The organism is Streptomyces sp. C (genome assembly GCF_000158895.1).
Taxonomy (GTDB): domain Bacteria; phylum Actinomycetota; class Actinomycetes; order Streptomycetales; family Streptomycetaceae; genus Streptomyces; species Streptomyces racemochromogenes.
This window is the reverse complement of record NZ_GG657750.1, coordinates 2,604,684-2,617,785: the sequence shown is the minus strand read 5'-3', so window position 1 is coordinate 2,617,785 and position 13,102 is coordinate 2,604,684. Positions and strand designations below refer to the sequence as shown.

The 13,102-nt window shown below is 71.1% G+C and carries 9 protein-coding genes and 2 pseudogenes; 7 read left to right on the top strand and 4 right to left on the bottom strand.

What is annotated here, in order from left to right; translation table 11 throughout:
• Both SSNG_RS39440 and SSNG_RS11590 read left to right on the top strand, forming a co-directional pair.
• Window positions 1–984: pseudogene (locus SSNG_RS39440) on the top strand (MBL fold metallo-hydrolase); the annotation flags it as partial.
• Window positions 985–1,141: 157 nt separating this feature from the next.
• A complete protein-coding gene (locus SSNG_RS11590) occupies window positions 1,142–2,002 on the top strand; it encodes a YceI family protein (protein ID WP_007264013.1) in 861 nt (286 codons plus the stop codon).
• Between the two features lie 20 nt (window positions 2,003–2,022).
• Here the strand turns inward: SSNG_RS11590 and SSNG_RS11585 are convergent, their stop codons facing one another.
• Window positions 2,023–2,265: a hypothetical protein gene (locus SSNG_RS11585; protein ID WP_007264012.1), complete on the bottom strand. Its 243-nt coding sequence runs from the start codon at window positions 2,263–2,265 to the stop codon at window positions 2,023–2,025.
• A 61-nt stretch (window positions 2,266–2,326) separates the two neighbouring features.
• On the opposite strand from SSNG_RS11585, the pseudogene holA reads away from it, so the two are divergent.
• Window positions 2,327–3,366: pseudogene (gene holA, locus SSNG_RS11580) on the top strand (DNA polymerase III subunit delta).
• A 548-nt stretch (window positions 3,367–3,914) separates the two neighbouring features.
• Here holA and SSNG_RS11575 read toward each other — a convergent pair.
• Both SSNG_RS11575 and SSNG_RS11570 read right to left on the bottom strand, forming a co-directional pair.
• Window positions 3,915–4,607: a transferase gene (locus tag SSNG_RS11575; RefSeq protein WP_042800884.1), complete on the bottom strand. Its 693-nt coding sequence runs from the start codon at window positions 4,605–4,607 to the stop codon at window positions 3,915–3,917.
• A gap of 32 nt (window positions 4,608–4,639) precedes the next feature.
• Entirely contained in the window at window positions 4,640–5,692 is a 1,053-nt protein-coding gene (locus tag SSNG_RS11570; protein ID WP_007264009.1) for an NAD-dependent epimerase/dehydratase family protein, read from the bottom strand.
• A 248-nt stretch (window positions 5,693–5,940) separates the two neighbouring features.
• Here SSNG_RS11570 and SSNG_RS11565 point away from each other — a divergent pair, with 248 nt between their 5' ends.
• Both SSNG_RS11565 and SSNG_RS11560 read left to right on the top strand, forming a co-directional pair.
• Entirely contained in the window at window positions 5,941–7,299 is a 1,359-nt protein-coding gene (locus SSNG_RS11565) for a tetratricopeptide repeat protein (protein ID WP_007264008.1), read from the top strand.
• Between the two features lie 17 nt (window positions 7,300–7,316).
• The gene (locus SSNG_RS11560) at window positions 7,317–8,186 is read left to right on the top strand and encodes a glycosyltransferase family 2 protein (RefSeq protein ID WP_042800883.1); all 870 of its coding nucleotides are present in this window, start codon (window positions 7,317–7,319) and stop codon (window positions 8,184–8,186) included.
• A gap of 400 nt (window positions 8,187–8,586) precedes the next feature.
• Here SSNG_RS11560 and rpsT read toward each other — a convergent pair whose 3' ends face one another.
• Window positions 8,587–8,847 (bottom strand): 30S ribosomal protein S20, encoded by a 261-nt coding sequence (gene rpsT / locus SSNG_RS11555; protein WP_007264006.1) that lies wholly within the window; start codon window positions 8,845–8,847, stop codon window positions 8,587–8,589.
• Window positions 8,848–9,081: 234 nt separating this feature from the next.
• Here rpsT and lepA point away from each other — a divergent pair, with 234 nt between their 5' ends.
• Together lepA and SSNG_RS11545 are read left to right on the top strand one after the other, a co-directional pair.
• The gene (gene lepA, locus SSNG_RS11550; protein WP_007264005.1) at window positions 9,082–10,947 is read left to right on the top strand and encodes a translation elongation factor 4; all 1,866 of its coding nucleotides are present in this window, start codon (window positions 9,082–9,084) and stop codon (window positions 10,945–10,947) included.
• Window positions 10,948–11,137: 190 nt separating this feature from the next.
• A complete protein-coding gene (locus SSNG_RS11545) occupies window positions 11,138–13,030 on the top strand; it encodes an AMP-dependent synthetase/ligase (protein WP_007264004.1) in 1,893 nt (630 codons plus the stop codon).
• The last annotated feature ends 72 nt before the right edge of the window (window positions 13,031–13,102 follow it).

Here is a 13,102-nt window from a genome sequence, read left to right as displayed (position 1 = left end):
GTGCCGGCCGGGTGGATCGCCGCCGTGGCGCGGGGCGGGGCGCGGCTGCCCGGGGCGGAGCTGCCCTGGCCCGGCGGGCTCGCGGGCGGGCTGCTGCTGGCCGCGGCCACGGGGGCCGTGGTGGGGCTCGGGGTGCGGTTCGGGCGGCGCCGCGGGATCTGCGCCGCCGTGGCCGTAGTGCTGCTGATCGCGGTGCTGCGGCCGCCGCAGCTGATCCGTACCGTCACCGGCTGGCCGCCGCCGGACTGGAGCTACGTCCAGTGCGCCGTGGGCCAGGGCGATGCCGGCGTACTGACCGCCGGTCCCGGTACGGCCGTCGTGGTCGACGCCGGGCCCGAACCGGGGCCGGTGGACGACTGTTTGCGCGCCCTCGGTGTGAGCCGGATCCCACTGCTCCTGCTGACGCACTTTCACGCCGACCACGTGGGAGGGGTTCCGGGAGTGCTGCGGGGCCGGTCCGTGGGTGTGATCGAGACCACGGTGCTGCAGGAGCCGCCCGCGCAGGCGGCCGCGGTCCACCGGGCGGCGGCGCGGGCCGGGGTGCCCGTCGTGCCCGCGGTGCCGGGGGAGCGGAGGCGGACCGGTCCGCTGGAGTGGCAGGTGCTGTGGCCCTCGGCGACGGCCCCGCCGCCGGAGGGGCCCAACGACGCGAGCGTCGCCCTGCTGGTGCGTACCTCGGGCCTGACGCTCCTGCTGCTCGGCGACCTCGAACCGCCGTCACAGGAAGCACTTCTGAGGGAGCATCCGGAACTGGGGCCGGTGGACGTGCTCAAGGTCGCCCACCACGGATCGGCGCACCAGGACCCCGGTCTCCAGGGCCGGATCCGGCCACGTCTGGCGATCGTCCCCGTTGGCGCCGGCAACCGCTACGGGCATCCCGCCCCGGGCACGATCGCGCAGCTCAGGGCCCATGGAGCGGCCGTGTTGCGCACCGACGAGGACGGCTCCGTGGCGGTCTCCGGAAGCGGTACGCGGATGCGTGCGTTTCCGGCCGGACGGCGTCCGGAAGCGCGCGGTCATACCGGGCGCGACCCTTCTGTTTGCCCACAACCCGACAGCATGATCGAATGCGTCTTCGCCAGCACGGTCCAAGTCCACACAGCACGGGGGTGCACTAGCCATGTTCGGTCGCCGACGGGGGATGGAGACGACCAGCGGTGCCGCTTCGACCACATCCGCGACTCTCACACTGCCGCACACGGCGCGGCTGTTGAGCTGCCGGGTTCTCGACACGGTCCACCAGCCCATCAGACAGGCCAGGTTCGAGGTCACCGACCCGATCGGCCGACGGGTCGTCAGCGGGGACACGGACCCGTACGGAGGGTTCACCGCGGCCGTGCCGGAGGGCGAGTACCGGCTCTCCGTCACCGCCGAGGGCTACGCGCCCTTCCACGGGGCGACGCTGGTGGGGGACCCGGCGCAGCCCGGCACGGCGGAGATCATCCTGGACTCGGTGGAGCCGCCGCTGCTGCCGCAGCCAGGGCACTGGGAGATCGACCCGACGCATTCGTCGATCGCCTTCACCGCCCGCCACATGGGCTTCGCCCGGATCCACGGCCGGTTCACGACCTTCGCCGGTGCGGTGCGGATCGCCGAGCGCATGGAGGACTCCTCCATGCACGTGATCATCGACACGGCGAGCATCGACACCGGGATGCGCAGGCGGGACGACCACCTGCGGTCCGCCGACTTCCTGGACGCGGCCCGGCACCCGCGGGTGGAGTTCTACAGCGAGCGGTTCATCCACCGCAGCGGCAGCCGCTGGGCGGTGGCGGGCGCCCTCACCCTGCACGGGGTCAGCCGCTCGGTCACCCTCGACACCCAGTACCTGGGCCACGGCACGGGCCTGGAGGGCGAGCCGCGCGCCGCCTGCCGCGCCACGGCCGAGCTGAACCGCGGGGACTTCGCGCTGAACTGGCAGTCGGTGCTGGCGCAGGGCATCGCGGCGATCGGGCCGAGCGTGGAAGTGGAGCTGGACGTACAGATCGTCCACAAGGCGTAGGCGTAGGCGCGGGCGCCGCCTTACGGGGCTTCCAGCCAGCCCTCGTACTCGGCGGCGAGCTCGTCCAGCGAGGTGGCGTCGAGCCGTTCCGCCGGGTCCTCGACGACCACCAGCCACTGGGCGTCCTCGGCGTCGTCCTCGCCGGCGAGGGCGTCGCGCACCAGCTGGGGCTCCTCCGGGAGGCCGAAGCGGTCCACGACCTCCTGGGCCACCTCCTCGGCGGCGTCGCGGTCGGGCAGGACCAGTACATGTCGCACGTTCACGCGACCATTCTCGGGCACCGGGCGAGGGGTCCTGTCAGTGCGGCGTGGGATGCTGGGGGCGATGGCCACCAGGAAGAACCCCACCGACGACCTGCTCGCCCCGATCACCCTCGCGGTGGGGCAGGAGGACCTGCTGCTCGACCGCGCCGTACGGGACGTGGTGACGGCCGCCCGCGCGGCCGACGCCGACACGGACGTGCGGGACCTCACCTCCGACCAGCTCCAGCCCGGCACGCTGGCGGAGCTGACCAGCCCCTCGCTGTTCTCCGAGCGCAAGGTCCTGGTCGTGCGGAACGCGCAGGACCTGGGCGCGGACACGGTGAAGGAGCTCAAGGCCTACATCGCCGAGCCGTACGAGGAGATCACCCTCGTCCTGCTGCACGCGGGCGGGGTCAAGGGCAAGGGCGTGCTGGACGCGGCGCGCAAGGCGGGGGCCCGCGAGGTCGCCTGCCCGAAGATGACGAAGGCGGCGGACCGGCTGTCGTTCGTCCGCGGGGAGTTCCGGACCCTGGGCCGCTCGGCGACCCCCGAGGCGTGTCAGACGCTGGTCGACGCGATCGGCAGCGACCTGCGCGAGCTGGCGAGCGCGGCGGCGCAGCTGTGCGCGGACGTCGAGGGCACCATCGACGAAGCCGTGGTCGGCCGCTACTACACGGGCCGGGCGGAGGCGTCCAGCTTCACGGTCGCCGACCGGGCGGTCGAGGGCCGGGCCGCGGAGGCCCTCGAAGCCCTCCGCTGGTCCCTCGCGACCGGTGTGGCACCGGTGCTGATCACCAGCGCGCTGGCGCAGGCCGTCCGTGCCATCGGCAAGCTCGCCTCCGCCCCGCGCGGGGCCCGGCCGGGCGACCTCGCCCGGGACCTCGGCATGCCGCCGTGGAAGATCGACCGGGTCCGGCAGCAGATGCGGGGCTGGTCGGCGGACGGGGTCGCGGACGCGCTCCGCGCGGTGGCACTGGCCGACGCGTTATCAAGGGCGGCGGGGACGACCCGGAGTACGCCCTGGAAGAGCCGGTGTCCGTTGCCGCCCCCCCAGGCCTCGCGTGGCGGAACGCTCCGCTCGGTGCCGCTGACGCTACCGCTAACGCTGCCGCTGCCGCTTGACGCTGCCGTGCCGCTCGGGTGCCGGTGCCGGGGGGGCGATGCGCGGGGCTGTCCCCTACCCGCCCTTCCACCGTTCCCAGGGGCTCCGCCCCAGACCCCACGCCTCAAACGCCGGCGGGGCTGGAAGTGCCGGCGGGGCTGGACGGGCCTTCGGTCACTGCTGTGTGCGCCGCACCCGCGTGGCGAACGCAGGCCGCCTGCACTGAACGCGCCGAGCCGAACAGCGAAAACACGACCTCACCCGCCGGGTCGGGCCCGCCGAGACGCCCGCGCAGCGCCAGGCACGCCGGGTGGCGGAGGCAGAGACGGCCGTGAGCCAGGCATGCGCCGCAGCTCAGGACGTCGCCGCAGCCAGCCCGGCGTACGTGCTCGTGGACGATGTGACGGCGGAGCGCTGGGGCGCCGAGCTGCGCACCGCCGCCGAGCTGCTGCTGGCGCAAGCTGACGCATTCGCGGACTACCACCCACGGGCCACCACGTCTCGGGGGCCGCGTGCTGCCCGCCCGGAGGGCAGGGGGCATCGATGGGGTGAGCGACGGGGGGGGCGGTCAGGTGCGGCGGGGCTCGATGATGACCTCGGGTGAGGGAGATCGCACGACGCTGGCGGCGGGGACGATGCTGCTGCCCATGCAGACGCTCGCCGCGATGGCTGAGTGTCGGCCCACGGCGATGCCGGGGCCGAGGGTAATCATGCTGCCGGTCTGGACCTGGTCCCCGATCAGGCCACCGAACTGGGACGTCGGGCACCGGTAGGGCGGTTCGTCGCCGGGGCCATGAAGGACGATTTCCTTGACGGGTACGCGCATGTCGAAGTTCCACAGGCTGATCGCCGCGATCACGAGGTTCGCGGACAGGTGGGCGTCGGTCCCGATGATGGAGTGGCCGATGCCGACCTGGTGGCCGAGAACGGTGTTCTCACCGACGAAGGAGTGGGTGACCTCGCACCCGAAGCCGACCGAGACGCCGGCGGCGAGGACGGAGCGCTTGCGGACGGTCGAGAACTCGTGGACCCGAGCCCCGGGCCCGATGATGACGTCTTCGCCGATGATCGCGGTGGGGTGAATCTGCGCGGTGGGGTGGATCCGCTCGGGCATCACCTGTAAGGCGTCGTCGTGGAGACCGTCCCAGCGGGTGAGGAAGTCGGACAGCTCGAACTCGCTGATCTTGGCGTAGCCGGTGGCGTCCAGGCCGGACGCCACAGGGCTGCGGACGTAGTCACCGATACGGATGGAATCAGGCACCTGACTCTCCTGGTCGTCGTCGGGGTGGCGGTTCAGGCGGCTTCGGCGGCCTCGCGGCGCAGGAAGTCGGGCAGCGCTGTGGGGGTGTTGTCGAGCCAGGCGATGTAGCGGGCGACGCCCTCGGCCACCGTGATCCGGGGCTCCCACTCCAGGGCGGCGGTCATGCGGGCCGTGTCGGCCGTCCCGCCGAGCGGGTCGCCCTCGGGCAGCGGCCTGTCCTGGAACTCGGCGTCGGGGTAGTGGTTGCGGATGAGCTGGGCCACGTCGGCGATGGACGTGGCCTGGCCGGTGCCGATGTTCAGGGTCTGCCGCTCGGCGCCGGGGGCGAGCATGGCGCGGATGGTGGCTTCGGCGATGTCTTTGACGTGGACGAAGTCGCGGACCTGGCGGCCCCCGCCGTTCAGGTGCAGGGGAAGGCCGAGGTTCGCGCGCATCGCCATCCAGGCGACCACCCAGGAGTGCGAGCCCTCCTTGACGGTCTGGGGTTCGCCGTAGACGGAGAAGTAGCGGACCGAGGTGTGGGAGATGTTGGCCTTGCCCAGGACGAGCGCGGTCTGTGCCTCCCCCCACGCCTTGGTGTTCGCGTACACCGACAGGGGGGCCAGGGGCTGGTCTTCGTTCCATGTCTGGACGTCGTGGCGCTTGGGGTCGCCGTTGCCGTGGACGGCCGCGGAGGAGACGAACACGAACCGGCGTACGCGGGCGTTGCAGCGGCGGACCGCGTCCAGGAGGACCTGGGTGCCGGTGACGTTGGTCCGGATCGCGTCCATGGGGTTGCGGGTGCAGGCAGCTACGTCGGCGACGGCGGCGGCATGGATCACGTAGTCGGCTTCCCGGACGACGTGGTCCATCAGGGTCGCGTCGGCGATGTCGCCCACGATGGTGTCCCGGTCGGTGGCGTGGACGCCGAACAGGTCGGCGTAGACGGTGGCGGGGTAGGCGTCGAGCTTGCCCACGGCGAGCACGCGGGCTCCGGCCGCGCGAAGCCGGGCGGTGATGCGGGAGCCGACCAGGCCCCCGCCCCCGGTGACCACCACGGTTGAGCCGGCGAGGGCGGCGGACAGGTCGGCGTCGGTCAGCGTCACGGTGGTCTCCTCGGATTCGACGAGAGGGGGACAGGGTGGCAGGGAGGTTGCGACCGGGCCGGCTTGGGACCGCCTCCCCGCCACCCCGGCGCGTACCGCCCGGGCAGGGGTGGGCTCCATCGGAAGGAGCGGTGGTGCAGCCCCGGGCGGCGTGATGAACAGTGAACTCGCCGGCACGGAAAGTGAGTACGGTGGGGACGGCAGGAACCCGTTCAACCCGTTCAAGATCGCTTGCGAGGGGGTCGACTTTGGCAGGCGACCGGACGCCGAACAGCGCGTTAGCAGACGTGATCGCCGAGTGCGGGACCACGTACTACGCGCTCGCCAGGGAGATCCGCTCTGTGGCGGCCGAGACCGGCCGGCGATTGAGTACCGGGCCGTCGGCCGTCGCCTACTGGGTCGCTGGCGGTACACCTTCCGGCCAGACGCCGTTCTACATCGCCGAGGCCCTGACGAGACGGACCAAGCGGCGGGTGACGGTCGCCGAGATCGGTCTAGGCTGCGAAGCCGGCGGGGCCATGGAAGCCGATCCACTGGCTGTGATCGCCGATCTCGGGAGGTCCGTCATGCAACGTCGCCGTGACTTCCTTGGCGCCGCGTTTACCGCCGCCGCCGTCGGTCTGCCCTTGGCCTACGACCACGAAGCGGTCGCGGCGACGCTCAGGGCGGCCGAAGCCGGTGGCAGCGTCGGCCCCGCCGAGGTGTCCGCGGTCCGGCAGCTGACCGAGACGTTCCGCAGCGTGGACGAACGGATGGGCGGTGGCCACGGCCTGACCACCGTCACCGCCTATCTGACCGACACCGTCGCACCGATGCTGACCGCCCGGTTCCCGTCCGCCACGGTCCGCTCCGAGGCGTTCGGGGCGGCGGCCCAGCTGGCTTGCCTGGTCGGCTGGAAGCATCACGACCTGGGACGGGAGGGCGCCGCCCAGCGGTACTACCTGCTGGGCTACCAGCTGGCCTTCGAGGCCGACCCGAACGGCCACGCCGCGTGGATGATGCGGGCTCTCACGCACCAGGCCCTTGACCTGGGCCACCCCCGCTCCTGTCCGGAGCTGGCCGGAGCCGCGCTGCACCGGGCCTCGGGGAAGGTTGACCGTCAGACCGAAGCCCTGCTGCTGGTGACGTGCGCCAGGGCGTACGGGGCCGGCGGCCAGGGCGCCAGGGCGGCGCGTGCCCTGCTGGCTGCCGAGGACGCCCTGACGGACACGCGGGACCCGGTCCCCGCCTACGCCGCCGCCTCGGGGCCGGTGGCGGCCACGGTCGCTTCGCACATGGGTAAGACCCTGACCGCGATGAAGGACCACACGGCGGCCGAACGGCACTACCGGCGGGCCCTGGCAGGCCGCACACCTGGGACCTACCAGCTCAAGCACGGGCTGACCATGGTCAACCTGGGCAGGTCGGTCGCCGCGCAGCACCGACATGAAGAGGCCGTTGGCCTATGGGCGAAGTCCCTGGACTTCATGGGAGGCGTGATCTCCAACCGCAACAGGCAGGCGGTCCTGGAGATCCAGGCGGCAGCAGCCCGGTACCGCAAGCGCGGTGTGGCCGGCGCAGGGAGCCTGAACCAGCGCGCCACCGAACTGCTCAGCAACCAGGCGTGAAAGGAACGGACAGCGGAATGCCGAAGATCGGGGTTGTGGTCCTGACGATGGGCGACCGGCCCGCAGAACTGGGGGCCCTGCTGGCCTCGGTGGCCGCTCAGGAAGGCGATCCGGCCACCGTCGTGGTCCTCGGCCAGGGCGTGAAGCTCCCGCCCCTCCCAGACGGCGTGGACGGTCTGGAGTTGCCGGAGAACCTGGGCATCCCCGGCGGTCGAAACGCCGGCGTGGCCTGGCTGCGCGAGCGGGGAGGCGTGGACGTCGTGGTGGTTCTGGACGACGACGGGCTGTTGCCCCGCACCGACACCTTCCGGCTGGTCCGGGAAGCGTTCGCGGGCAGGCCGCGCCTGGGGATTGCGGGCTTCCGCATCGCGGACGAGACGGGGGAGAGTCAGCGGAGGCACGTCCCCCGCCTGGGTGGAAAGAACCCGCTGGTATCCGGGCCGGTGACGACGTTCCTCGGTGGCGGCCACGCCATCCGCATGAGCGTGATCGACCAGGTAGGCGGCTTCCCCACCCAGTTCTTCTACGCCCATGAGGAAACGGACTTCGCCTGGCGGGCGCTGGACGCCGGCTGGGACATCGACTACCGGGCGGACATGGTGCTGCAACACCCACGCACCGAGGCGTCCCGGCACGCGGTCTACTACCGCAACACCGGCCGGAACCGGGTCTGGCTGGCCAAGCGGCACCTGCCCGCCGTCCTGGTCCCGGTCTACCTCGCGACCTGGGCCGCGTACACGCTCGCGCAGCGGCCCCCGCTGTCCGGCCTGGCAGCTTGGTGGGCCGGCTTCTTCGAGGGGGTACGGGTGCCGTGCCCGCCGAGGCGGCCCATGCGGTGGCGGACGGTATGGCGGATGACCCGACTGGGTCGCCCCCCGGTGATCTGACGCCCTGGGCGCTGGGGCACCCCCGGCCGAGGGCTCTGCTGCTGTCGCCCGTTCGGCCGGGAGGTGGAACGGGCGCTACCGCCGACGGCTGCTTGAGCTGGTCGCCCTGGAACACGATGTCACCGGTCGCGACGACCTCATACAGGTGGGGCAAGTTGCCGTGGTCGGACATGGTGCCGATGAACCGCAAGGTCCGAGCCACGTGTACAAAATGCGGCTGCCCACCCGGTGGGGAACCGGGTGGGCAGTAGCAACTGGCCTAGGACCAGGTGTTTAGCTGTGAAGCTGTGTGCGCCGCACCCGCGTGGCGAACGCAGGCCGCGTGCGGCGCGGGGTGCCGGTCAGGAGCGGGAGAGAGGGCCCGCTGGGTCCGTCCCGGCGATCACATCGAGTGCGGAACTCAGATGGCGGCAACCTTGGTGGCCAGCGCCGACTTCTTGTTGGCGGCGGCGTTCTTGTGGATGACACCCTTCGAGACGGCCTTGTCCAGCTTCTTGGAAGCCAGGCGGGCCGCAGCGGTGGCCTTCTCCGCGTCGCCGGCGAGGATGGCCTCGTTGGCCTTGCGGATGAAGGTGCGCAGCTCGGACTTGACCGACTTGTTGCGAAGGCGAGCCTTCTCGTTGGTCTTGTTCCGCTTGATCTGGGACTTGATGTTCGCCACGAAAGAGCCTTTTCAGGTTCAGAGTTTTTTCGGAATGTGCCCCTCCCCCAGCTACCGCTGGGGGGACCCCAACTGAGAGGGCATGCGAGACACAGCCACCCAGGCTACCAGGCTCGCTTCGACCGGCCCAAACCGAGCGCATCCCCGCGTCCATGGGACCATGGGAGTCTGCGTACAAGTCTGCCTACCGATCCGACAGCAGATCCGACAGCGACCCGAGAATCAGGACACTGCGTGCCCGCCATCCCCAGCCACGTGCCCGAGCCGAGCCGTACCGACCCGGCGCTGATCCGTAACTTCTGCATCATCGCGCACATCGACCACGGCAAGTCGACCCTCGCCGACCGGATGCTCCAGCTCACCGGTGTCGTCGACCAGCGGCAGATGCGCGCCCAGTACCTCGACCGCATGGACATCGAGCGTGAGCGCGGCATCACGATCAAGTCGCAGGCGGTCCGCCTGCCCTGGAGCCCCACCGAGGGCGCGGGCACGGGCACCACGCACATCCTGAACATGATCGACACCCCCGGGCACGTCGACTTCACCTACGAGGTCTCACGCTCCCTCGCCGCCTGCGAGGGCACGATCCTGCTCGTGGACGCCGCCCAGGGCATCGAGGCACAGACCCTCGCCAACCTGTACCTGGCGATGGAGAACGACCTGGCGATCGTCCCGGTCCTGAACAAGATCGACCTGCCGGCCGCCCAGCCGGAGAAGTTCGCCGAGGAGCTGGCGAACCTGGTCGGCTGCCAGCCCGAGGACGTCCTGCGGGTCTCCGCGAAGACCGGCCTCGGCGTGGACGCCCTGCTCAACAAGGTCGTCGAGACCGTCCCGGCCCCGGTCGGCGTCAAGGACGCCCCCGCCCGCGCGATGATCTTCGACTCGGTCTACGACTCCTACCGGGGCGTCGTCACGTACGTCCGTGTGGTCGACGGCACGCTCAACAAGCGCGAGCGCATCCGGATGATGTCCACGAACGCCACGCACGAGCTGCTGGAGATCGGCACCAACTCCCCGGAGATGCTGCCGGCCGACGGCCTCTCCGTCGGCGAGGTGGGCTACCTGATCACCGGTGTGAAGGACGTCCGCCAGTCCAAGGTCGGCGACACCATCACCCAGCAGACCGGCGGCGCCACCGAGTCCCTCGGCGGCTACAAGGACCCGAAGCCGATGGTCTTCTCGGGCCTGTACCCGCTCGACGGCTCGGACTACCCGGAGCTGCGCGAGGCCCTGGACAAGCTCCAGCTCAACGACGCCGCGCTCGTCTACGAGCCCGAGACCTCGGCGGCGCTCGGCTTCGGCTTCCGCGTCGGCTTCCTCGGCCTGCTGCACCTGGACGTGGTCCGCGAGCGCCTGGAGCGCGAGTTCGGCCTCGACCTGATCGCCACCGCGCCCAACGTGGTCTACCGGGTCGTGATGGAGGACCGCACGGAGGTCACCGTCACCAACCCGAGCGAGTTCCCCGAAGGCAAGATCAAGGACGTCTTCGAGCCGGTCGTACGGGCCACCGTGCTCGCGCCGACCGAGTTCATCGGCGCGATCATGGAGCTGTGCCAGCAGCGCCGCGGCACCCTGCTCGGCATGGACTACCTCTCCGAGGACCGGGTCGAGATCCGCTACACGCTCCCGCTCGCGGAGATCGTGTTCGACTTCTTCGACCAGCTGAAGTCCAAGACGCGCGGCTACGCCTCCCTCGACTACGAGCCCACCGGCGAGCAGGCCTCCAGCCTGGTCAAGGTCGACATCCTGCTGCACGGCGACAAGGTCGACGCCTTCTCCGCCGTCTGCCACAAGGACGCCGCCTACGCCTACGGCGTGCGCCTGGTCGCCAAGCTGCGCGAGCTCATCCCGCGGCAGGCCTTCGAGGTGCCGATCCAGGCGGCCGTGGGCTCGCGCGTCATCGCCCGCGAGACCATTCGCGCCATCCGCAAGGACGTCCTCGCCAAGTGCTACGGCGGTGACATCTCCCGCAAGCGGAAGCTGCTGGAGAAGCAGAAGGAAGGCAAGAAGCGGATGAAGATGGTCGGCTCCGTGGAGGTCCCGCAGGAGGCCTTCATCGCCGTCCTGTCCAGCGACGAGTCCGGCGGCAAGAAGAAGTAGCGCTGTATGCGAAAGAGGCCCCCGAGCGTACGCTCGGGGGCCTCTTTCGTTATGAATCGGCCGCCGGTTGGCTCTTACGCGCCAGCCGGAGTCCCCCTACTCTGAGCATTGGTTACTCGCCAGTTACAAGCCCGTAGTCATGCCCTAGTCATGCCCGAGCAGGCCCTGCCGCGTGGTCCGGAGGACGTCCGTGAGCGACACACAGACCTTGATCGAGAACCGTCCGCCCACCGTGGCGGCCCTCTTCCTTGACCGCGTCGCCGCCACGCCGAACGCGGAGGCCTACCGCTTCCCCGTGGCCGCGGCCGGCCGCGAGGGTGGTCCCGACGACTGGAAGTCGCTCAGCTGGGGGCAGGCCGCCGACCGGGTCTTCGCCATCGCCGCCGGACTCGTCTCGCTCGGGCTGCAGTCCGAGCAGCGCGTCGCGCTCGCCTCCAACACCCGCGTCGAGTGGATCCTGTGCGACCTCGGCGTGATGTGCGCGGGCGGCGCGGTGACCACGATCTACCCCAGCACCAACGCCGAGGAGTCCTCCTTCATCCTCGCGGACTCCGAGAGCCGGGTGCTGATCGCCGAGGACGCCAAGCAGCTGGCCAAGGCCCGCGAGCGCCGCGCCGACCTGCCCGACCTCGCCCACGTGGTGGTCCTGGAAGAGGCCGACGCCGTCCCCGCCGAGGGCGATCCGGAGGGCTGGGTGCTCTCCCTCGCCGAACTTGAGGAGCGCGGCAACGAGTACCTCGCCAAGCACCCCGCGGCGGTCAAGGACCGGATCGCGGCCATCACCCCGGACCAGCTCGCCACCCTCATCTACACCTCCGGCACCACCGGCCGCCCCAAGGGCGTACGCCTGCCGCACGACAACTGGTCGTACATGGCCAAGGCCACCGTGGCCACCGGCATGATCAACTCGGACGACGTCCAGTACCTGTGGCTGCCGCTCGCGCACGTCTTCGGCAAGGTGCTCACCTCCGGCCAGATCGAGGTCGGCCACGTCACCGCCGTCGACGGCCGCATCGACAAGATCATCGAGAACCTGCCGGTCGTCCAGCCCACCTACATGGCGGCCGTCCCGCGCATCTTCGAGAAGGTCTACAACGGCGTCGCCGCCAAGGCCCGGGCCGGCGGCGGGGCCAAGTACAAGATCTTCCAGTGGTCGGTGGGCGTCGCCCGCGAGTACGCCAAGGTCACCCAGGACAACTACCGCCGCACCGGCCGGGCCACCGCCCCCTTCGCGCTCACCGCCAAGCACAAGGTCGCCGACGCGCTCGTGTACTCCAAGCTCCGCGAGGCCTTCGGCGGCCGCCTGCGCGCCGCCGTCTCCGGCGCCTCCGCCCTGGCCCCCGAGATCGGCTACTTCTTCTCCGGCGCCGGCATCCACATCCTGGAGGGCTACGGCCTCACCGAGTCCAGCGCGGCCTCCTTCGTCAACCCCGGCGAGGCCTACCGCACCGGCACGGTCGGCAAGCCGCTCCCCGGCACCGAGGTCCGCATCGCCGACGACGGCGAGGTCATGCTGCGCGGCCCCGGCATCATGCAGGGCTACCACGGCCAGCCCGAGAAGACCGCCGAGGTCCTCGAAAGCGACGGCTGGCTGCACACCGGCGACATCGGCGAGCTCTCCCCGGACGGCTACCTGCGGATCACCGACCGCAAGAAGGACCTGATCAAGACCTCCGGCGGCAAGTACGTCGCCCCGGCGGAGATCGAGGGCCAGTTCAAGGCGATCTGCCCCTACGTGTCGACCATCGTCGTCCACGGCGCCGACCGGAACTTCTGCTCCGCCCTGATCGCCCTCGACGAGCCCGCCATCCTCGGCTGGGCCGCCGAGAACGGCCTGGAGGGCAAGACGTACGGCGAGGTCCTCGCCGCGGCCGAGACCGACCGGCTGGTCGAGACCTACGTGCAGACCCTCAACGAGGGTCTCCAGCGCTGGCAGACGATCAAGAAGTTCCGGATCCTGCCGCGCGACCTCGACGTCGAGCACGGCGACCTCACGCCCAGCCTCAAGCTGAAGCGGCCGGTCGTCGAGCGTGAGTTCAAGCACCTCATCGAGGAGATGTACGAGGGCTCCCGCGAGGCCTGACGCCGGACGCCTCGCGGCGAGCCGGACGGGGCGGGGCGGCGCGGCCGCCCCGCGCACCCCGCGCACCGGTGG